23 protein-coding genes are annotated in these 19717 nt (G+C 67.6%); 13 read left to right on the top strand and 10 right to left on the bottom strand.

The annotated features are described in order from the left end of the window. Position 1 precedes the first annotated feature (1 nt). The 5 genes from ACIRQH_RS35140 to ACIRQH_RS35120 are packed head-to-tail and all read right to left on the bottom strand — an operon-like array spanning position 2 to position 2618. Positions 2 to 580 (bottom strand): hypothetical protein, encoded by a 579-nt coding sequence (locus ACIRQH_RS35140; protein WP_404229024.1) that lies wholly within the window; start codon positions 578 to 580, stop codon positions 2 to 4. A 2-nt stretch (positions 581 to 582) separates the two neighbouring features. Continuing rightward, a complete protein-coding gene (locus tag ACIRQH_RS35135; protein ID WP_404229022.1) occupies positions 583 to 912 on the bottom strand; it encodes a hypothetical protein in 330 nt (109 codons plus the stop codon). Then, complete coding sequence (locus ACIRQH_RS35130) at positions 909 to 1358, bottom strand: hypothetical protein (protein WP_404229019.1); 450 nt, start codon at positions 1356 to 1358, stop codon at positions 909 to 911. The genes ACIRQH_RS35135 and ACIRQH_RS35130 overlap by 4 nt, the downstream gene beginning before the upstream one ends. Continuing rightward, entirely contained in the window at positions 1359 to 1667 is a 309-nt protein-coding gene (locus tag ACIRQH_RS35125) for a hypothetical protein (protein ID WP_404229016.1), read from the bottom strand. 27 nt (positions 1668 to 1694) lie between these two features. Continuing rightward, positions 1695 to 2618, bottom strand: coding sequence for an N-acetylmuramoyl-L-alanine amidase (locus ACIRQH_RS35120; protein ID WP_404229014.1), 924 nt, complete (start codon positions 2616 to 2618; stop codon positions 1695 to 1697). 185 nt (positions 2619 to 2803) lie between these two features. Between ACIRQH_RS35120 and ACIRQH_RS35115 the strand changes: the two genes are divergently transcribed. The 13 genes from ACIRQH_RS35115 (at position 2804) to ACIRQH_RS35055 (ending at position 9418) form a co-directional block, all read left to right on the top strand. Next, the gene (locus tag ACIRQH_RS35115; RefSeq protein WP_404229011.1) at positions 2804 to 3250 is read left to right on the top strand and encodes a hypothetical protein; all 447 of its coding nucleotides are present in this window, start codon (positions 2804 to 2806) and stop codon (positions 3248 to 3250) included. Positions 3251 to 3353: 103 nt separating this feature from the next. Beyond that, positions 3354 to 3743, top strand: coding sequence for a hypothetical protein (locus tag ACIRQH_RS35110; protein ID WP_404229008.1), 390 nt, complete (start codon positions 3354 to 3356; stop codon positions 3741 to 3743). After that, positions 3740 to 4063, top strand: coding sequence for a hypothetical protein (locus ACIRQH_RS35105; RefSeq protein WP_404229005.1), 324 nt, complete (start codon positions 3740 to 3742; stop codon positions 4061 to 4063). Before ACIRQH_RS35110 ends, ACIRQH_RS35105 begins: the two co-directional genes overlap by 4 nt. Further along, positions 4060 to 5139, top strand: coding sequence for an NAD-dependent epimerase/dehydratase family protein (locus tag ACIRQH_RS35100; protein ID WP_404229002.1), 1080 nt, complete (start codon positions 4060 to 4062; stop codon positions 5137 to 5139). Before ACIRQH_RS35105 ends, ACIRQH_RS35100 begins: the two co-directional genes overlap by 4 nt. A gap of 9 nt (positions 5140 to 5148) precedes the next feature. After that, positions 5149 to 5625: a hypothetical protein gene (locus ACIRQH_RS35095; protein WP_404228999.1), complete on the top strand. Its 477-nt coding sequence runs from the start codon at positions 5149 to 5151 to the stop codon at positions 5623 to 5625. Further along, positions 5622 to 6632 (top strand): glycosyltransferase family 4 protein, encoded by a 1011-nt coding sequence (locus ACIRQH_RS35090; RefSeq protein WP_404228997.1) that lies wholly within the window; start codon positions 5622 to 5624, stop codon positions 6630 to 6632. The genes ACIRQH_RS35095 and ACIRQH_RS35090 overlap by 4 nt, the downstream gene beginning before the upstream one ends. Continuing rightward, positions 6629 to 6829: a hypothetical protein gene (locus tag ACIRQH_RS35085; protein WP_404228994.1), complete on the top strand. Its 201-nt coding sequence runs from the start codon at positions 6629 to 6631 to the stop codon at positions 6827 to 6829. The genes ACIRQH_RS35090 and ACIRQH_RS35085 overlap by 4 nt, the downstream gene beginning before the upstream one ends. Next, positions 6826 to 7071: a hypothetical protein gene (locus ACIRQH_RS35080; protein ID WP_404228992.1), complete on the top strand. Its 246-nt coding sequence runs from the start codon at positions 6826 to 6828 to the stop codon at positions 7069 to 7071. The genes ACIRQH_RS35085 and ACIRQH_RS35080 overlap by 4 nt, the downstream gene beginning before the upstream one ends. Then, entirely contained in the window at positions 7068 to 7289 is a 222-nt protein-coding gene (locus ACIRQH_RS35075; protein ID WP_404228989.1) for a hypothetical protein, read from the top strand. Before ACIRQH_RS35080 ends, ACIRQH_RS35075 begins: the two co-directional genes overlap by 4 nt. Next, entirely contained in the window at positions 7286 to 8044 is a 759-nt protein-coding gene (locus ACIRQH_RS35070; RefSeq protein ID WP_404228987.1) for a glycosyltransferase, read from the top strand. Before ACIRQH_RS35075 ends, ACIRQH_RS35070 begins: the two co-directional genes overlap by 4 nt. Beyond that, positions 8041 to 8358: a hypothetical protein gene (locus ACIRQH_RS35065; RefSeq protein WP_404228984.1), complete on the top strand. Its 318-nt coding sequence runs from the start codon at positions 8041 to 8043 to the stop codon at positions 8356 to 8358. Before ACIRQH_RS35070 ends, ACIRQH_RS35065 begins: the two co-directional genes overlap by 4 nt. After that, on the top strand, positions 8355 to 9218 hold the full coding sequence (locus ACIRQH_RS35060) for a hypothetical protein (protein ID WP_404228980.1): 864 nt from the start codon (positions 8355 to 8357) through the stop codon (positions 9216 to 9218). Before ACIRQH_RS35065 ends, ACIRQH_RS35060 begins: the two co-directional genes overlap by 4 nt. Continuing rightward, positions 9218 to 9418 carry a hypothetical protein gene (locus ACIRQH_RS35055; protein WP_404228977.1) on the top strand — a complete coding sequence of 67 codons (201 nt, stop codon included), beginning with the start codon at positions 9218 to 9220 and terminating at the stop codon, positions 9416 to 9418. The genes ACIRQH_RS35060 and ACIRQH_RS35055 overlap by 1 nt, the downstream gene beginning before the upstream one ends. A 3-nt stretch (positions 9419 to 9421) precedes the next feature. Here the strand turns inward: ACIRQH_RS35055 and ACIRQH_RS35050 are convergent, their stop codons facing one another. From ACIRQH_RS35050 to ACIRQH_RS35030, 5 genes are read right to left on the bottom strand one after another with little or no spacing between them, the layout of a single operon-like run. Then, a complete protein-coding gene (locus tag ACIRQH_RS35050) occupies positions 9422 to 10336 on the bottom strand; it encodes a hypothetical protein (RefSeq protein ID WP_404228974.1) in 915 nt (304 codons plus the stop codon). Beyond that, positions 10329 to 10919, bottom strand: coding sequence for a hypothetical protein (locus tag ACIRQH_RS35045; RefSeq protein WP_404228971.1), 591 nt, complete (start codon positions 10917 to 10919; stop codon positions 10329 to 10331). Before ACIRQH_RS35045 ends, ACIRQH_RS35050 begins: the two co-directional genes overlap by 8 nt. 1 nt (position 10920) lies before the next feature. Next, positions 10921 to 13788, bottom strand: a complete 2868-nt coding sequence (locus ACIRQH_RS35040) for a hypothetical protein (RefSeq protein WP_404228968.1) — start codon at positions 13786 to 13788, stop codon at positions 10921 to 10923. A 4-nt stretch (positions 13789 to 13792) separates the two neighbouring features. Continuing rightward, positions 13793 to 15007, bottom strand: coding sequence for a hypothetical protein (locus ACIRQH_RS35035; RefSeq protein ID WP_404228966.1), 1215 nt, complete (start codon positions 15005 to 15007; stop codon positions 13793 to 13795). A gap of 49 nt (positions 15008 to 15056) precedes the next feature. Further along, positions 15057 to 19715, bottom strand: coding sequence for a hypothetical protein (locus tag ACIRQH_RS35030; RefSeq protein WP_404228963.1), 4659 nt, complete (start codon positions 19713 to 19715; stop codon positions 15057 to 15059). Between the last annotated feature and the right edge of the window lie 2 nt (positions 19716 to 19717).

Below are 19717 nucleotides of genomic sequence, written 5' to 3'. Positions count from 1 at the left end.
TTCAGGAGCAGACGGCTCGGCCGCTGTACGGGATGGGGAAGGTCACGACGGCGAGGTCGAGGGTGGAGTGGTCGACGTCCGCGTAGACGACCCGGCCGCCGTCGTTGATGATCGAAACGTTCGGGCGCTTGCCGAGGCTGTGCTGCACCTGCCACACCGCGGACGGCGCGGACTGCACATGCTCGTACCGGAACTCGACCCCGGCCGGGCCGGTCACCACCAGGTAGTTGCCCTCCGCCGGGTCCGTCGGTGCGACCGCGGGCAGGCTCACAAGTGGTGCCGCTGCGGGGAGCATCAACTCGTAGGCGCGCTGGTCGTTTCCGGCGAGGTGCTCGTCGACCCGGTACGTCCAGCCGACCGGGCTGACGTCCGGGTCGTCGGTGGCGAGGACCACGAGTTGGAAGAACCCTGCGACGAGGACGGCGCTACTCGGGCCGAGGAGGATCACCCCGTGCGTGGCGGAGGTGAGGGCGCGGGGGGTGGGGGTGAGGGTGACCGACCCGGCCATGGGGGTGCCGTCGGGGTAGGCGTAGCGGCCGGTCAGGGTGACGGTCGCGAGTCCGGGCGGCAGGGTGGGCATGGTCAGACCCCCGTTCGGTTGTACTCATCGACCAGTGGATGTGGCGGCTCAGGCTCGATCCCCGCGTCTCGCATCTGTCGAGACCACCGGTCCATCGTCGATGAGCACGCCCGGAGGATCACTTCCAGTCGAGACATGCGGCCACGCAGGCTGCCGTTCTCCTCGTCCACCCGCTGCACCGTCGCCTGCAACACGGCGAAGTCCTGAGCCTTCGCGGCCGGAGCTGCTTGAATCGCTGCCGCCGCCCGCCCGCCCCGGTACGTGAACCAACCCGTCACGATCACACCGAGCACCGTCACGGCCGCACCCGCCAGCCCCAGCCAACCGTTCACTCGGGTCTCCCCTCAATCACCAGGCCGGACAGATCAGGGGATCCGGACTCAGGTGGGACTCGGGATGCGCACCAGATCACCCCGCAGTGCGACGTCATGTACCAGACGAACAGCCAGAGACCGCGCGGGTAGTCGCCGACCAGGCCGGACCAGCCGTAGGCGAATGCCCACATCGTCGGTGGCACCGATGCGAGCACGAACCCCCACCGGTCTCGGGTGAACGGCAGCCACGCCGAGGCGAAGACGCCGATCCCGGCGAGGATCCAGACCCATGCCCAGCAATGCAGTGGGGCGCGGGAGGTGAGGACGCCGAGGCCCTGTGTGGTGAACGGGGGCTCGAAGATGAAGGAGGCGCCGAAGCACACCTTGCCGATACCCATGAAGACCAGGAATGGGCCGCGGCGGCCGAGGTGGCCGCTGAACCAGGTGGCCGCCGGGCCCAGCATTCAGGCTGCCTTGACGAACGAGTCCTGCGCCCGGCCGCTCACACCGACCGGCTTCCAGAACCCGAAGTGGGAGAGGACAGCCGACGCGAACGCGACGAGGGCGAGGACGGCTGCGGTGCCCACGCTGTACCCGGCGTCGTGCGGGCCGGCGTACTCGACGACGAACCCGGTCACCGCGGACAGGGCGAGGAGGAGGACCGCCTTCAGTCCGGCATGGGTGACTCTCGTGGTCACCAGGCCGACGAGGACGGGCAGGACGACCGAGGTGAGGAGTCCGAGCCAGTAGGCGGCGGGGAGATCGACGTTCATGGCGGGTCTCGATTCTGGGAGAAGGGGTCAGGCGACGACGTCGAAGCCGTGCTTCGCGCCGAGCTTCTTGAGCGACGTCATCCCAGGGACTCCGTCGGCTGCAGTGCCTGAGTAGCCCAGGCGCCGCTGGTGCTTGGCGTATGCGTCCCGGGTCGTCGAGCCGTAAGACCCGTCACCCGCATACGTCTTGGCGAGGAGTCCCTCCTTCACGAGGGCCGCCTCGACGAGGTTCACTCCGGCCATGTACGTGACGTGGCCCTGTACGGCGCGCGGGTCCGTCTTTGCGGCGGACACCAGGCGGGACAGGTCGACGCGCGGCTTCGACGGGGTCGGCTTCGGAGGGACTGCACCGCCCGGCCGGGTCGCGAGCTGCTTGTGCACGTCGGTCCGGAACACGTCCATGTCGAACGACGGGTCGATCTTCCCGGGCTGGACTTCCTTGTGCCCGGCCACCCTCTTCTCCGACCAGCCGTGGTGGCGGCAGTGCGCGGCAGCCCACAGCACCGCGTCCCGGTACTGGTCGACGGGGTACGGGTCCTTGCTGTCGCCGAGGTTCTCGATCTCCAGCCCGTACAGGACGTCGTTGCCGTCGGTGTCGGCGTGGTCGTCTGTCGGCAGCGGGGTCCGTTCGGCGATGAGTGCGGCCACGACGTCGCCGTCGACGAGGCCGGCATGGTTCGTACGGCCGTGGCCGATCATCCACAGGCCAGCGGTCTTGCCGAGCCAGTTGTGGCAGAGCGGGCCGGGGAGGTCTGGTCTGCCCTTGTAGCAGATCTCTTTGTCGTTGTGGCCGGCTGTGTGGTGGATGAGGACGCCGACGACGGGGCCGAACGTTTTGCCGGTGGCGGTGTCGCGTCCGTGGGTGCGCCAGCCGTCGTGTTCGTGGACGGTGAGGCCCTCGTATTTGTAGGCGGCGATTCGTTCGGCGGCCGTCATTGGCGTGGTTGTCATGCGGGTCCCCTCACTAAGCCTTCACCTTGGAATCGTAGCTTGAACAGGGCATGTTGCCGATGAATCGTAGGCTACAGTTCTGTCAGCCTTCGCTCAGAGGCTGGCGGTGGGGCCGTGTCCGTGCGGGTCGCGGTCCCGCCGCGTCAACACCCGCACCCACCCGCACCACCCGCACAGGAGCGATCGTGAGCAATGAAGCCGTGCCTCCCGAGGGCTTCACGCTGATCCGGAACGACACGGCTCGGCGTGTATACGCCCGCTCATGGACTGCTGGAGACGGCCTGTCTTGCGCCTACGCCAAGGGCGCCCCCCGCAACCTGCCGTGTGGCCCGCCCGTGGCCCTCGTCATCTACGAAGACGCACGCGGTTGCCGACGAACGCGACACGCGAACGCGGCCTGCGAGTGCCAGCCGAAGAGGCTTCGTCGCGTCGTGTGCCTCAGCCACATCCCCGAGCTGAAGAAGCCGCACGAGATCACCGCCGAAGCCCAACGCGTGGCTCAGGAACGCCTTGCGGCGGCGCACTGGGATGAGTGGCAGTCCTACCTGCGTGACGAGGTGGAGCGCCAGTTGGCCGAGCAGTTTGAGTTCGCGGCCCCGGAGATTCGGCGGCTTTTGGGTGGTGAGTTGTGAGCGTCATCTGTCACGGGCTGGGTCTGCTGTTCGCGTTCGTCATGCTCCAGCCCCACGCCCCGGTCCACGCCTACGACTACCCGACCGTCGCCTGGAGCCCACGATGACCGAGCCGGACTTCCACATCGCCTGCGCCGCACTCCACACCGACGGCCAAGGCAACGTCATCCCGTGCCCTGGATACCCCCACGCGGACGTCGCAGAGCCAGAGCCCGACGAGTACGACGAGGACGCGCATCCGCAAGGCCCTGCGCCTGAGGAACCGAACCCGGCGCTCCCGGTCCAGCCCGACCCCCGGCAGCCCGCCTACGACGCGGTGTACGAGTACATCCGGGGACTCGGCCCGTACCTGCCGCCCGACCCGGTGCACCGTAACGCGATCCTCTGGCGGGCCGTCCACGCCGCACTCGGCGCCACCACGGTCGGCCTCTGCGTGTCGTCGCACTGCGTCGAAGGCGACCACATGGTCTTCATCTCCGAGGAGCCGTCGTGAACCCGGTCATCGCCGTCACCGCGATCATCGCCGCGATGATCCTCGGCAACGTCATCGTCTACGCCGTCCGCGACGTCGCCAAGGCCAAGCACCGAGCGACACCCGCGCCCAGCGTCGCGCGCTGCACCGTCGAGGACTGCACCAACACCGGCACCCTCGCCGACCCCGGCGGCGACTGGAGCCGCGACAGCAAGGGCCACCACTTCTGCCCAGCCCACCCCGCCACCACCTCCTGCCGGATTTGCGGCGGCGACAAGGGCAGCAACCGAATCATCTGCGCGGCGTGCGCCCGCACCGACAGCAAGGAGCAGCAGGCATGAAGGTACTGGTCACAGGGGGATCCGGCTTCATCGCCTCATGGATCCGCAAGGAACTCAACGCACGCGGACACAGCGTCCTCGTCTTCGACCACCAGGACCGGCGCCACCAGCTCGCCGACAGGGAAGAGTTCTTCCTCGGCGACGTCCGCGACGCCACCGCCGTCACCGAAGCCGCCGCCCACGTCGACGGAATCATCCACCTCGCCGCCGTCCTCGGCACCCAAGAGACGATCAACAACCCGCGGCCGTCCGCCGAGACGAACATCCTCGGCTCACTGAACGTCTTCGAAGCCGCCGCCCAATACGGACTCGCCGGGGTGTATGCAGGCGTGGGCAACTCCTGGATGCGCGACCACGGGACCGGCGCCTACACCATCTCGAAGAGCGCCGCCGAAGACTTCGCCCGCATGTTCAACCTGTACCGCGACGGCGGTCGCATCACCATCGTCCGCCCCGTCAACGCCTACGGACCCGGCCAGTCCATCGCCGCCCCCTACGGCACCAGCAAGGTCCGCAAGATCCTCCCAGCGCTGACCTGCCGCGCCCTCACCGGAACCGACATCGAGGTCTACGGAGACGGCACCCAGATCAGCGACTGCGTGTACGTCGAAGACGTCGCCCGCACCTTCGTCACCGCCCTGGAACACACCGCCGAACACGGGCCCACCGAGAAGCCGGTGGAGGTCGGGCCGCTCACCTCCGTCACCGTCAACGACATCGCTCTCGCCGTCGCCGAGTACGCGGCCGAGGTCACCGGGCAGCAGCCTGTCGGGATCAAGCACTCGCCGATGCGCCCGGGCGAAGTCCCCAACGCGGTCGTCTCCTCCGACACGACGACGCTGCAGCAGATCGGGATGACTGCTGCGGACTTCGTGCCGCTCGACGAGGGCATCCGCCGGACCGTCGACTACTACGCCACCCAGTGGCTGCCCGGATACCTGGAGCCGGACCGGGCGCCCCGGAGTGGCGGCGTGGTTGCGGGCAACGTGACGATCAACCTCAGCCCGGGCGACAGGGTCCTGAGCGCGCAGGACGTGGCTCGCGCGGTACGCCGTACCCCCAACGGTCGGGTCTGAGGGGGAGCCGTGGCGCGCTTGCAGATCCTCGAACTCCCCGAAGGCGCCAGCGACGAGCGGGCGCCGTTCCTCCTCGTCATCGACCAAGTGGAAGAAGCTGTCCGCGAGGAGATCGCCCGCTGGCCGGGGGACCTCGGCGAGCGGTTCGGGGCGCGCCAAGTCCTCTGCTTCGCCGAGACGATCGAGATCCCCGCCAACGACACCAGCGCCTACACGCCGCCGGCCGAGGACTCGGAGCAGGCGGGCGTCACCCAGCTCGTCTACGCGCACGAGCGGACCCGACTGGACTTGTGCGATGCGCTGCTGCTGTCCCGGACAACGACGTGGCGCCAGCTTGTTGACGCAGTCGGCGAGCAGCAGCGGACCATCACTCTCAGCCGTGACGCCGGTCCCGAGGAGGACGGCGCCGAGGGTGCGCGCGCCGTTCTCCACGAGGAACTCGGCAAGCTGAAGCGGGAAGTCTCCCGCCTGAGCAGGCACCGGTGAAGGTCCACTTCTGGTCCGCCGACATGGCCGGCAGCGCCTGGTATCGAGCCGTGCTCCCCGCGATGGGCTTGTCGTGGCTTGGCCACCACGCCAGTCACCACATCCGCCTGCCCCAAAACTGGGCGTCCTACGACACGGTCGTCGGCTGCCGTGTCGCGCAGACCGATCCGTCTCGGATGTGGATCCGGCTGAAGGACGAGGGCAAGCGACTGATCCTCGATCTTGACGACGACTACTTTCACATCGACCCCAGCAACACGCACGCGCGCACCGTGTGGGACACGCAGATGCTGGGCCGCCTCGCCCACAACATGGGCATCGCCGACCTCGTCACCTGCTGCAGTGAGCCTCTCGCCGCGGTGCTCCGCGACTACGCGCCGGACGTGCGGGTGATTCCGAACGGGTTGCCGGCGCAGTACCTCGGGCGTCCGCGGGATTACAGCGCGGAGGGTCGGCCGTTGTATGTCGGCTGGGCGGGGACGTCGTCGACGGTGGCGGATCTTCCGGAGGCGGTGCGCGCGCTGAATCGGATCTCGCAGTACCCGCGCCGGGATGGGGTGATGGTGCGGTTGGTGGGGATCGATTCGGAGCAGGCGATCGCGCGGGGCCTGAAGGGCAAGCGGATTGGGGCGCTCGGTTGGGTGGAGCGGATTGAGCACTATCTGCATGCGGTGTCGGAGTTCGATGTGTGGTGTGCGCCGTATCGGGCGACGCCGTTCAACGGGGCGAAGTTTCCGACGAAGTGGCTGGAGGCGAGCGTGTTGGGGATTCCGTTGGTGGCGTCGGATACGGAGGCGTACAGGCGGGTGATCCGGCATGGGGAGAACGGGTTCTTGGTCCGGCGTGAGCATGAGTGGGGGCGGTTGTTGAAGCAGCTTGTGGATGATCCGGGGCTGCGTCAGCGGGTGGGGATGGCGGCGCGTGGGGAAGCCTCGGGGTCGATCATGCAGGCGTTGCACCACCAGTGGGAAGCCGCCGTGTCCGTGCCGGTGGGGGTGACGGTGTGAGGCGCCTGTCGTCGGAGACGTGGTTCCTGGTCGGCTTCGCCGCCGTCATCTGGCTGCTCGCCCTCGCGGCTACCGTCTCCATGGCCTTGGGGAACTCGACGGCTATCAACGCAGTGGTGGGGTGCAGCATCCCGGGTGCGTTCCTCACCTGGTGCGCGGTGAGCTTCGCCCGGCAGGACACGAGGTGGCGGCCATGATCGCCCGCATGACGTGGGCGCCAGACAGCGGGCCCATCCAGACCCTCACCGTAGATGTCTCCGAGTCCTGGTTCACCGAGTTCCGGAGGCTCATTAGCACCCCGGAATGGGCAGCATCCCAGGCCGTCATGGCCATCCCCTTTCGCCTCGGCAGCAACGGCCCGTGGACGGGGGGACTGTTCCGCCTCGCCTGCATCACGGCACTGGACCCGCACCCCACCAAGGAAGGGACCACGCCATGACGGGGCCTGAGCACTACAGCGAGGGCGAACGCCTCCTCGCGGGCCAGCCCGTCAACACCGACGACCGCACCGAACGAGGCGTAACCGAGACCCACTGGCCACCCACCGCGCGCGAAGTCGCCGAAGCCAACGCCCACTTCCTCGCCGCGCTCGTAGCCGTCCAAGCCGAGGACAAGTTCACCGACCGCGTCTCCTGGCAGAAGGCGGTGGGCTGGTGAAGATCGGCGTCGTCATCCCCGCCCGCAACGTCGAAACCTTCATCGGCGAACTCCTCGCTTCGATCCAGGCCCAGACCCACCCCGCGCACGCCTACATCGCCGAAGACCGCAGCGACGACAGCACCCACCAATGGCTCCGCGACCACCCCGAGTTGTACACCAGCATGCGACGCAACCGCGTCCGGAAAGGCTGGGCAGGCAGCCTCAACGCGGCCGCGCAACTCGCCCTCGCCGACGGATGCGACGCCATCCTCACCGTCTCCGCAGACGACAAACTCCACCCCGAATGCATCGCCCGCTGCGCCGCCGTCCTCAACGCCGACGGCGGCCGAGACTTCGTCGTCCCCTACGCGCAGCAGTTCGGCGGCGGTGACATCGTCCAAGCCTCCCTCCCCGACGCGACCATGGACGACTTCCTGCGCTGGCCGCCGCTCATCGACGAAGCCCTCTTCCGCCGCAACGTGTGGGAGACCGTCGGCGGCTACAGCCCCAAGGCCACCCCGCCCGGCACATGGGGGACAGCCGAGGACTGGGACTTTTGGATCCGCGTCTGGAAGGCCGGCTTCACCCGGTACGCGGTCATCGACACCCCGCTCTATTTCGTGCGCGTCCACCCCGACCAGTTGTCTCGCGGCCGGGCGGAGCATCACGCGGCGACCGTCGACCTGCTGCGCAAGCTGCACCCGGACCTGCCGTGGCCGGACGACGCACACGTCTGGCCACCACGACACCGCACCACAAGGAGAGAAGCGTGACCGACAACGAGGGCACCTTCGAACTGGCCATGCCGTTCGTCCTCACCAAGAGCAACGGCGGCCCCTACGAAGACGAAGCGTTCGCCGCCGGAATGGCATGCGGCCAGCTCTGGACCGAACTACTGGTGCTCGCTAAGCACGGCGCCACGCCCCGCCCCCGATACGTGCAACCCGAGCACGTCCCCCAGGTCGACCTGATCGCCATGCACTACGGCTACACCCTGAGGCCCGGTGAGATCGACGAGGCGTCCGGCTGGCAGCGCGTCGACTTCGGCCCCGACTACAACGACGACACCGAAGGAGACCCCACATGATCGACGGCAAGCGTGTGATCGCCTGGACGCCCTACGGCAGGACCCGCACCTACAGCCTGCTCATCAAGTACCTCCAGCGCGACGTCGAACGCGGCCTCATCGATGAGGTGTGGGCGTTCATGAACACCGACCCCGTCGGCCAGGAAGCAGACATCGCCTACGCGCACGAACTCGCCGAACGATACCCCTGGTTCCACGTCAAGCACCGGCCCGAAGGCGTCGACCTCGGCAACCTGCCAAAACAGAGGTACACCGGTCTCGCTTATCGGGAGATGACCGACCCGGACACCGTGTACCTGAGGTTCGATGACGACGTCGTCTACGTCCACGAATCTGCCGTGGAGAACCTCGTCCGCGCCCGCATCCAAATGCCCGCGCCCGTTGCCGTCTTCCCGATCATCTTCAACAACGCGATCTGCTCGTACTTCCTCCAGGCCTGCCAGAAGATCCCCATCGAGTGGGGCGAGGTCAAGCCCTACTGCATGGACCCCAACGGCTGGGCATCCGGCCCGTTCGCGGTGAAGCTCCACGAACTGCTGCTCTCCCACATCGAGGCGGGCACGGTTGAGGACCTGTATCTGCACCACGACTTCCAGCTCGCCCCCGGAACCCAGTTCTCCGTGTCCTGCTTCGCGAGCCTCGGCAGCATGTACGCCGGCCTCGACCAGCCCGGCATCCTCGTCCCCGATGAGGAGGAGTCGTGGCACACCATCCACCGGCCGCTGGCCACGAGCGTCCCGAACGTGGTGCGTGCTGACTCGGTCGTCAGCCACTTCTCGTTCTTTACGCAGCACCCGTTCCTCAACCAGACCAACCTCCTGGACCGCTACCGGGAGCTCGCAGACAAGGCGGTGGCGTGATGGCCCAAGAGATCAGCATCGAGGACGCGTTCCCCACGTTCCAGCGGCGGGTGCGTGAGCTGTTCGAGGAGAACCTCGTTCTGCGTGCGCAGGTCGACGTGCTGGAGCGGAAGTTCGCCGCGGCGCAGCAGGACGCGCCCGTGCTGGCCGGCCCCGACCTGGCCGCGCAGCCCCCGTACCCGAAGGACGAACGGGGCTAGCGGTCAGGCGACGCGGGTCATCTGCATGAAGGAGCCTGCCTTCAGCGTGGTTCCGGAAGCGTCGGATGCGTTCTGCGCCCACTGCAGTTGGAAGCTTCCGGCGGTGCTGCTCATGACGAGGCGGCCGAAGATGCGGACGCCTGTGAGGACGCTGCCCACTCCGAACGCAAGGGTGGCCGCTGCCGAGGATGTGGCGAGTTTCGCGATCCACTCGCCGTTGGAGCTGGTGGCGGGGCTTGCGAGGTCAGTGGTGTGGGCGCCCGCCCCGTGCATGTCGAAGGTGGCGCCGGTCGGGCAGGTGAACGACATCTTGAAGTCGCCGACATAGTCGGTGGCTTCGCTCATGTACAGGTCGAGGACGAACGTGTACACGGCGTTCGCGACGACGGGCAGGACGAGGTGGTCATCGTTTTGCAGGGTGGCGCTGGAGTTGACCGTCTCGTCGGCGGTCTTCGCGATGTACTGGAGCTGTCCGATCCCAGTGACGGAGAGGTTGCCGGTGACGGCGAGGCCGCCGCTCGCTGTGAGCGCCCCGTCGACAATGAACGCGTCGTTGGTGCGGAGGACGTTCGCGGCGTTGCGGAGCAGGTTGACGTCCGCGCCGATCGTCAACTGCACGCCAGAGGCGAGCTTCAGGGTGGAGCCGAACGTGCTGGAGCTGTTGGGGATCTCCACCCACGATGCGGACGCGGGCGCCGTCCCGTTGGAGAAGTAGGTCGAGTACGACGTGTCCGACTGGGTGATCGGCTTGCCCGCATACGGTGACGACGGGCGTGTGCTGGACGTGACGATCTGGAAGCCGGCCGCCGCGTCGACCTTGTCCCAGTTTTGGCCTAGGTCTTGGGTGTAGTTGACCAGCTCGGACCCGTCGCTCTTCGACTTGTAGAGCGCGAGTCGTGTCGTGGACGGATCAGGCATGGTGGTCGTCCTTCACTACGAGGTCTGGTACCGACGGAGGCTGAGGCGCCCGCCCTTGCGCGATGAGCCGGCGCTGCTCGATCCGGCGGACCTTGTCCGCGACCCGGCCCGGGTCGATGCCGTGGTTGCGGCGGATCACATCCAGCGGATCCTTCTTGCCCTTGCCGACGCTGACGCGGACGTTGTTCGCCTTGCCGTGCTCGACGCGCAGCAGATGCGCCTCACGCGCCGTCGCCACGTCGGGCGCCGTGTACAAGGTGGTGGGGATCAGGTCGCCCTTGCGCGCCGTACCGCGGGAGACGAGCGCTGGGGACAGTAGGCCCGCGGTTGCGGCTGGGTCTTCGCCCTTCAGTGGGTCGTCGGGGTGGGGGGCGTAGGGCTCGTGCAGGACGATGTCGAGGAGCGTGTCCACGTCGGTCGGGTCGATGCCGTACTCGGCGGCCCGGAACTCCAAGGTCACCTTGGGGAAGATGTGCCGGTGCCCGGTCCCGTCGGGTTTGATCATGTCGACGGCCCAGCAGGGCGTGACTGGGTTTGGCCAGTACTCGCTGACCGTCTGGATGATGTACTCGTCAGCTGCCATGTCAGATCCTGAAGCACCAGAAGTAGAGACTCCACGCACCGTCAGCGGCACCGGAAAGCTGCACGCTGAAGCTGGTGGTGTCGGAGGCGGAGATGCAGAACCCTCGCGTGTTGGCCACGGTGGGCGCATCGCGGATGGACACGATCGGCACCAACTGGGTGTCCATCGTGGCCCCGAACGACAGAGTCAGCGACGTCCCGCTGGACGTGCCTGTGGAGGTGCCGGTGAAGAGGCCCTCGTTGCTGTCCACGCCCACGAAGTCGGCCCACCGGCCGACGTGCCGGGTTCTGCCGCTCGTGAAGTCGAGGTAGTTGCCGGTGCTGGCGTTGCTCGGGTTCCAGCCCACACGGCCAAGGGCATTGGTGGCGCTGAACTGGCCGCCGTCCACGTCATCCCGGACGTAACCGGAGAAGAAGGTACCGGCTGTCGCTGCGGCCCAGCCGCCACGCCGGAGCTGGGTGTCAGCGCGGATGACGGAGAGTTCGGCGGCACCCGTGTTGAGGAAGGCTCGGGAGATGACCTGAGTGCCGGTGCCGTCGTCGTAGGGGCTGGAGTTCATGCCGAGGCTGACGTCGGTGCCGCTGGAGACGCCGTTGATGTAGCCGTAGTCGGTGCCGGTGTTGGCGTACCAGCGGATCTCGGGGAGGTAGCTGGCGGTGGGGTTGATCTCGATGCGCTTGCCGGAGGTGCCGGACTTGAGTTGGCCGACGATGGAGACGGAGCCGTCCGCGCCGGCGATAGCGACGGTCTGTAGTCCGGCTGTGTTCCAGGCCCCGATGCCACCAGAGTTGAGTTCGACGCGCGCGCCGGTGTCGGCGGTTTTGATGCGGGCGCCGACGATGAAGTCTGCGTTGATGATCCCGGCGGTGACTTTGGAGACGGTGAGGTCGGAGATGTGGGCGTCGTCGATGAGGAGTGCGGTCGCGGTCGCCGCATCACTGGGTCCGGACTTGTTGCCGGTTTGGTCGACGGCGACGACGCGGACGTAGCGTGCGGAGGTTTCTTCGACTTGGACGGTGGCGACGACGGGGATCTGTGCCTGGATCATCCCCGCGGTTGCGGAGACTTTGCCCTTGAGTGTCGCCTCGGTCGGGGTGAACGTCGGCTCGTACTCGACGTGGATCTCGAAGTGGTGGAGGTCCGACTCAAGGTTGTACGTGCCGCCCGACGATTTGCCGAGGGTGTGCGTCACCTGCACTGCCATCCGCGACGCGGCCACGGTCGGCGCGGCCGGTGTCGAGGGGGGCAGGTTGTCCGAGCTGGCGACGAACGTCGTCGTGCTGGACCAGGCGCCGATGTTGCCGGTCTTGTCGACGCCCCGGATTTGCACGTCGTAGCCGATGCCGGGGCTGAGGTCCTGGAGTTGGGCGGTGGTCTGGTCCCAGGCGACGACCATGGTCTGCCACTGGCCGGTCGGTGCGGCGAATGGCTGTGCCCACGTCTGCAGGTCCTGCCAGCGGACTTGGGCGACGGACGCCCATGAGGACGGGTACAGCATGTCGGTGTCGACGGCGTAGCGGATCTCGTAGTGATCCCCGTCGAGCACGCTGGACCCGTCGGTGTTGTTCGGTGCGTTCCACGACAGGGCGACCCGAGCCCGCGTGAAGCCGCGCGCATCCAGGTAGGCGGCCCCCGTGAAGGGGGTGACGAACACCGGCTGCCCGGGCGTGCTGGTGTCGGCGTTGGGCCGGGACCCGACGGGCTCCGCCGACGAGGACAACGCCCGGTCGAACCCGCCGACCGTCACATACGTGCCGGCGTCCGACGTCTCGATGTAGTCGGTGAGGTCGATCCACACGCCGGCCGCAGTGCGGTAGGCGACCGTGTAGTCGGAGGTCACGCCCCACGAGATTTCGGTGACCTGCAGTTTGATCGGGTTCAGGCGTTGGCCGCGGAAGACGATCTCGATGTTCGGGTTGAGGAGGTCTTTGTCGGGGTCGTAGGCGTACACGTAGTCGCCGAGGGCGAAGCTGCCCTCGACGTCGTAGTCCTGGATGTTGAGGCGGAGGTCTTGCTTCGGGTCGACGTACTGGGCGAGTGCGAGCTGTGCGCGGATCGCGGCGTTCGTTGATGCGGTGTCCGACTCGGACACGACCCGGGTCAGCTTGACCGCGTTGCCGTGGATGTCCTTGTAGCCGGTGGCCGGGCTGATGTCCGCGGACCCGGTGGCGATGCTGGTGCCTTCTCCTTCGGCGAGGAGGACGACGCGGGTGGTGTAGTCCTCGACATCGCCGGTGAGGTCGAGGCTGCCGGGCACGCCCCGCATGGTCATGTCGTCGCCGGCCCCGACCGCGACGATCGTGCAGGTCGGGGTGGTGGCGAACAGGTTGGCTTCCGGTCCGGCGTCGAGTGTGCCGTCGCCGTTGACGCGCCAGGAGACGGGCACGCTGGTGGTGGACATGGTCTGGCACACGTACTGGATGGCGTCGCGCGGGGACTGCCACTGGTGGGTGCCCGTGTACTGGCCTGCGACCGGGTAGAGGGTGCCTTCGGTGACGGCGCCGGATGCGGGGAGGAGCATGCGGATGGTGTCGGCGAAGGTGGCGGAGGCGGCGGTGACGGCGTTCTCGTAGACGGAGCCTTTGCCGTCTTGGTCGCCGAGCCACATGGCCATGCCGACGCCGGAAACTTTAACGTTGTCGTTGGGGATCTTCGTGCGGGCATCGTCGGCGAGGCTGTTGCCGGTGACGACGCCGACGTAGCGGGCGGTGCGCAGCAGGTTGTCGCCGTACAGGGTGGGGTCGACGCGGCCGCGGATGATCGCGATATGCCCGAAGTACGTGAGGGCGTCGAGCTTCTCGCGGGGGATCGTCGGGAGGAGGTCGATCTCCCACTGGCCGAGCTTGGTGAGGGACTCCTGGATTGTCACCCGGTCACCGCCTTACGGCGTAGGTAGCTTCGGGCAGGCAGGCGATGTACTGGTTCCGCAGGTCGAGTGCCGCGTCCCCGGACACGGCACTGCCTCCGCCGGCTGCGACGCCGATCCAGAAATCCAGGGTGGTGGTGGCCGCTTTGGTGACGCCGCCGTTCGTGTGCGCGGTGAACGTGCGGGCGGACCCGGCGGCGAAGCGGTTGCCGTCGGCGTCGTTGGCGGTGGCGGTGACGTAGCCGGAGGCGGCGAAGCTGGTGTTGGTTTCGAGGGTGCTGCGGTAGGCGGCGAGGGTGGCGCTGGTGCCGATCTGGAGGTAGCCCTCGACGAAGCGGGCGCCGCGGCGCAGGGACAGGTCGAGGGTGGTGCGGCCAGGTGACTGGCTCTTGCTGAGGCGGAGGATGACCTGCTCGGGGTCGTTGCGCAGCAGGCTCGCGGAGTCCCACGAGGTGATCGACGACGCCGATCCTGCGACGCTGACGTTCCACAGCTTGGAGCGCCAGGCGCCGCCCGTGTAAGCCTGCACATCGAACGACGCGGACGCGCTGGGAGTGACGTTCACCAGGCCGTTCGACAGGGCCCACGCGGCGGCAGGGACCGGCCGCTCGGTGCCCTCCAGCTCGATCGGCGCGGCCGGCGTGGTGGTGTCCGTGATCCGGGCGCGGCCCTTCAGATAGTTGGCCGGGTCGCAGCCCCAGCGGGGGATGACCCCGGCCGGGACGCTGCGGTAAACGGTCATCGCCCCGTCCGCGCCGGTGCGGGTCATCGTGGACGGGTTCGTGGATCCGGTGAAGTAGCCGAAGTGGCCGACGGGCGGGGCGTGCCAGCGCTCCCCGGTCAGCGCGAAGTCGTTCAGCCTGACGACGCCGGTGAGCCGGGACTGGATGTCGACCTCGCCGGCGGAGCCGAGGCGGTCGAGGGCGATCGTCCAGTCCGCGGTGACCATCTCGACGCGGTACTCGATGAGCGTCGACGCGCACGAGGTGACCTGGTAGTAGCCGTTGCGCTCCGGCTTGTCGGTGAACGTCACCGCCACCGGGGCTTGGGCTTGGAGGGCGTTGATGTTGTCGTGCGCGCCGACCAACTGGGCCCGTGTGAGCGGCGGGTTCGACTCCTGCCCGGCCAGGTTCAGGCTGCGATTGCCGCCCTGCTCCGTCGCGGTGAACGTCTCCCGCAGTGCGGTCCGGGAGAGCTGGATGGTGCCCCAGTTGTAGGCCACGGTCAGCACCCCCAACCGTCGTGGACCTCATGGGCGTTTGGTTGAGTGCTCATCGTTGGGACTTCTCCAGCTTGCGAATGGCTTCTCGGGTCTCGCGGGCCATGTCGACGGCGAACTTCTGCTTCTCGGCGTCCGACGGCATCATCAGGCTGTTCACCGTGAACTCGATCTTCTCGATGGTGACGCCACCTCCTCCGGCTGCACTCAGCCCGGAGACCAGCCCGCGGAACGCCTCGTGCTCCTCCGCGGTGAGGACGGCCTCGGGCTTCCGGGTCTTGTTGATCGCGAGTGTCGCCCCGGGTTGGAGCAGCCCGCCGCTGTCGTACTTCGCGGCCGGCGCGAACCCCCACCGGCTGGTGAACAGGCTGTTGTTGTAGCCGCGGGCGCTGGACCCCATGTGCACGCCGGCGCCGCCGGAGGATTCGACGTTCATTCCGGCGAGGGTGCCCGCGGTGTGGCCGACGCCAGCGTTCGTGATGCCGATCATGAACGGGGAATTCAAATTCCGCACCCAGCCGGAAGGACCGCTACTACCAGAGAATGCGCCAGTAGCCCAACGGCGATGAGGCTTTTCCCCTCGAATTACGGATTCAATTGCGGACATTAGACCTGAACAATCCCAGGAAGGATTTCCATTTCCGGCCCATTGATAACGCAATCCATTTTGCGTTTTAACCCAGGAAAGGGCGCGCTGCACGGCCGGCCCGCCCACGGCCTTCTTGTCCTCGTTGCCGAACCAGTTCATCATTCCGTCGACGCCATGGTTGGCGACGCCCTTCATCAGGTTGCCGATCCCGCTGCTGGGAATCCGGTTGATGAGCGGCCGCACCAGCGCGGACAGTGCCTTCTGGCCGGCGGACTTGAGGCCGCCGATGACGAGATCCTTCGCCCATGAGGCGGCGCCGCTGACTGCGTTGCCGACTGCGCTGGTGACGGTGCCGACGATGCCGCCGTTCGCGAAGTGGGGTGTGACCTGCTCGCGTTGCTTCTCCTGCTGGCTGGACGGGTTGCCGCCGGTGCGGGTGGGCTTGTCCTTGCCGAGCATGGCGTCGATGCCGCGGTGGCCGCCGAGGGCGGTGACCTGGCTGTTGGAGAGGATGCGTTCGCCGGGGGTGAGCATGGCGGGGACGGTGTCGCGGTTGCCGCTGCCGGGGACGACACCGCCGGTGTTGAAGCCGAGGGGGATCGCAGGCAGTGTGATCTTGCTGGAGATCTTCCCGGCGATGCTGTTCCACATCTTGCGGATGCCGTTGTTGTAGACGGAGGACAGCACGAACTTGACCGGGCTGCCGATCTTCGTCTTCACCCCGTCCCAGATGGTGCCGAGCCCGTTCTTCAGGTTGGTGAACGCGGACCGCATTCCGGAGGCGAAGCTGGAGATCTTCCCGTTGATCGTCGTGAAGATCGACGTGACCTTGTCCTTCACGCCGGTCCACAGCGACGACCACGTGGCGGTGATGGCCGTCTTCAGGTTGGTGACGCTGTTGCGGAACGTCGTCCACGCCGACGTGAAGGACGTCTTCAGCCCGGACCAGAAGGTGTTCCACTTCTCCCGGACCGTGGACCACAGCCCGTTCCAGATCGCGACGACACCGTTCTTCAGATCAGTGAAGATCTTCTTCGTGCTCGTCCACAGCAGCGTGAACCAGGTGACGATCGCGTTGACCAGGTCGGGGATGATGCTGTGCCCGACGAGAACGTCGTACAGCCACTGGAACTTCCCGACGATCCACTTCACCCCGTCCGTCACCTGCTGGACGAACAGTGTGATGCCGCTGATCGCGAGGGTGATCGCCGGGACCAGGCCCGCGATCGCCACCCCCAGGACACCCGTCAGGATTTGCGCCGCCTGCACGATCAACGGCATCAGCGGGATCAAGATCTGCATGCCGAGATCCAGCAACGCCATCGACAGCTGCAGCAGCGGCGGGATCAGCGGTAGGAGCGCCGGGTACAGCTGCGCGAACAGCGGGGCGATCTGTCCGAAGAGCTGCCCGAACATGGCCACCACGGGGATGAGCCCGTTGATGACCGGGACGAGCAGGTTGACGAGCGCGCCGACGATGACGGTGAGGTTGTCGCCGAACAGTTTCAGGAACGGCGCGAGCGCAGTGATGATCACGGCGAGGAGATCACCGATCGGCTGGAGCAGCGGCATCACCGCCTTCACCAGGGTGATCAGCAGAGTGCCCAGGTCGCCGACCACCGGGAGCAGCGCATCCATGATCGGCATCAGGGCGTCGCCCAGCGTGCCCGCCAACTGGACGAGGACCGGACCGAACTTGGTTGCCAGCTCCGTGATCACCGGGGCGAGCGCGGCCAGCAGCGGCAGGGCCGCCTCGATCACCGCGCCGAGCGTCGTCGCGAACAGCTTCGCGATCGCGTTGACCGCAGTGAAGATCGAGGTGAGGGCCTTCTGCACCTCCGGCATCGCCGTGATCCGACGCAGCTCCGCGAACGCCGCACCCAACCCGCCGAGCGCGTCCCCACCCGCCGCACCGGCAGCCTTCAGCACGTTGCCGAGGGTGCCGAAGATGTCGCCCAGCAGAGACCCGAACTGCTTGGCAATGTCGATGGCATTGTTGATCGCGGTCTCCAGGCCACCGGACTTGAAGCTGTCGGACAGCTTCTTCGCGATCCGGTCCGCCGCGCTGCCGGCCGCGGTGGTCAGCCGCTCGAACGCCGGGGACGCGGCGATGCTGATCTGTGCGAGCGCGGTGATGATCTGCGCGGGCAGCTTCGCCAACGGCTGCAGCCCGGAGTTGAGCCCGTCGAACATCTGCCGGAGCTGGCCGCTCTTGCCGAGCTGGGTGACCGCGTCGGCTGCGTTCTTCGCCATCGAGTTGAGGACGGTCGCCGTGCCCACCAGGCCGGCCGTGAGGGACGGCAGGATCGCCTGCGACAGCGTCGTGAACTTCGCCCCGAGCCCTGCGAAGAGCGCGTTCTGCACGTCCAGCTTCAGGGAGCGCCACGCGTCCCGCTGCGCGAGGACCGCACGCACGAAGGCCTGCGCGTTCGGCGCCAGCTTCGCCATCGCATTCGCGGTCGCAGTCGTCGCCGCGGCCGCCGGCTTCTGTGCATCCGTGAGCGCCTCGGCCGCCTCCCGCGCTGACATCTGCGCGTCCGCGATCTGCCGGGCCCCGTCCGTGGCAGCCTTCGCCGCGGCAGCCTGAGCGTCCGCGACGTCCCGCTGGGCTTTCGCGAGGCGCTGTGCCCCGTCCTGCTGAGCCCGCGACGCCTCCAGCTCCGCGTCCTTCAACGCCTGCGTCTTGTCGACGACGTCCTCGTTGGCGTCAGCGATGTCCTGCTTCGCCTTGGTGACCTTCTCCGAGCCTTCGACTCCGGCCGCGTTCGCCTCGGTCGACTGCTCCTCCAGGCGAGCCGTCTCCGTCTGCTGCTTCTCCAAAGCCTGCTGCGCCTTGTCGTACTGCAGCTGCGCCTTGTCCAAGTCCTCCTTCGACGCTGCGGCACCCTTGGCCTTGACCGCGGTGAGTTCCTGCTCCGCGTCCTGGAGGTCGAGGACGGCTTGGCGCTGGTCGAGTTGTGCGTCTTCGAGGCGGGTGTTGAGGTCTTCGAGTTCCTGCGCGGCGTCGTGGCGGGCGTCGGTGAGGTCTTCCTGTGCCTGGCGGGCGTCGCGTTGTGCGTCGGCGAGGTCGCGTTCGGCGGAGGTGACGGACTGCACGGCCCGCCGGTTGGCGTCGGCGACGTCCTGCACCGTGTTCTTCAGCGACTGCTGCGCGTCCTGAATGTCCCGGGCCGCCTTGACGCGGGCGGCAGCGGCGTTGACCTCGGCGTCCTTGACTGCCTGCTGGGCTTTGGCCAGGGAGCGTTGCGCGGACTCGACTCTCTTCGTCGCCGACTCCGCGGCGCCCGCACTCTTCGTGGCCGGGGCGAACGCCTGCTTGAACGCGTCACCAATCCCCGACGTGCCGATCTTGATCGCGGCGAACGCGGCACCCAGCGACAGCACGGCCGGCACGGCAACGGCCGCCGCCGGGCCCATCGAAATGATCGACTGCCCCAGCGACACCAACGTCGGCAAAGCTTGAACGGCAAGGGAGACGATGGACGTCAGCGACGTCTTGATCAGGGAGAACGCCCCCGACAGGCCGCTGCCGAACATGTTCGAGATCGTCGACGCCGCACTCCGGTCCACGTCCGCACGCACGTTGACCCGCCGGTCCCGGCTCAACAACGCGAGACGAGCAGCAGCAGCGGTGACATCCGCGTTCGCCTGCACCGTCATCTGCCTGCGCCGCGTCAGGTTCGCGATGTCGTCGGCGGCGACGCGGGTATCGACGTCGATGCCGATGCGGACGCGGCGGCGTTGGGTCAGGTTGCGGATCTCGTCGGCGCCGACCCGGGTGTCGACGTTGGCGCGGATGTTCACGACTCGGTCTGCGGTCAGCCGATCCAGCTGGGTGCGTGCCCGGTTGAGGGCTGCTTCCTGCAGCTTCGGGATCAGGTTGACGGTGACGTCTTGCAGGCGCAGCCGGGACAAGGCGGTCTGGTCGAGGTTGACTTTGACCTTGACGGTGCGTTCGCGGGAGAACCGCTCCAGCTGGGTGATGGCCTCGCGGTCGTCGAGCTTCAGTTGGACGCCGACGGTGTTCCGCTTGGACTTCAGCCGGTCGATCGCGCGGTCGTAGCCGGACTCGTCGGCGGTGACCTCGACGTACCCTTCGGCGATCCTGAAGGCTCCGGCCACGT

This window comes from Streptomyces sp. NPDC102279, assembly GCF_044766365.1.
Taxonomy (GTDB): domain Bacteria; phylum Actinomycetota; class Actinomycetes; order Streptomycetales; family Streptomycetaceae; genus Streptomyces.
The sequence above is the reverse complement of the archived record's forward strand: the minus strand, read 5'-3'. Positions and strand labels throughout refer to the sequence as shown.

Bases quoted from the DNA above. Each gene is read 5' to 3' on its own strand.
- ACIRQH_RS35140 (WP_404229024.1), bottom strand. From the start codon at position 580: ATGCCCACCCTGCCGCCCGGACTCGCGACCGTCACCCTGACCGGCCGC.
- ACIRQH_RS35130 (WP_404229019.1), bottom strand. From the start codon at position 1,358: ATGCTGGGCCCGGCGGCCACCTGGTTCAGCGGCCACCTCGGCCGCCGC.
- ACIRQH_RS35125 (WP_404229016.1), bottom strand. From the start codon at position 1,667: ATGAACGTCGATCTCCCCGCCGCCTACTGGCTCGGACTCCTCACCTCG.
- ACIRQH_RS35120 (WP_404229014.1), bottom strand. From the start codon at position 2,618: ATGACAACCACGCCAATGACGGCCGCCGAACGAATCGCCGCCTACAAA.
- ACIRQH_RS35110 (WP_404229008.1), top strand. From the start codon at position 3,354: ATGACCGAGCCGGACTTCCACATCGCCTGCGCCGCACTCCACACCGAC.
- ACIRQH_RS35100 (WP_404229002.1), top strand. From the start codon at position 4,060: ATGAAGGTACTGGTCACAGGGGGATCCGGCTTCATCGCCTCATGGATC.
- ACIRQH_RS35080 (WP_404228992.1), top strand. From the start codon at position 6,826: ATGATCGCCCGCATGACGTGGGCGCCAGACAGCGGGCCCATCCAGACC.
- ACIRQH_RS35075 (WP_404228989.1), top strand. From the start codon at position 7,068: ATGACGGGGCCTGAGCACTACAGCGAGGGCGAACGCCTCCTCGCGGGC.
- ACIRQH_RS35060 (WP_404228980.1), top strand. From the start codon at position 8,355: ATGATCGACGGCAAGCGTGTGATCGCCTGGACGCCCTACGGCAGGACC.
- ACIRQH_RS35055 (WP_404228977.1), top strand. From the start codon at position 9,218: ATGGCCCAAGAGATCAGCATCGAGGACGCGTTCCCCACGTTCCAGCGG.
- ACIRQH_RS35050 (WP_404228974.1), bottom strand. From the start codon at position 10,336: ATGCCTGATCCGTCCACGACACGACTCGCGCTCTACAAGTCGAAGAGC.
- ACIRQH_RS35045 (WP_404228971.1), bottom strand. From the start codon at position 10,919: ATGGCAGCTGACGAGTACATCATCCAGACGGTCAGCGAGTACTGGCCA.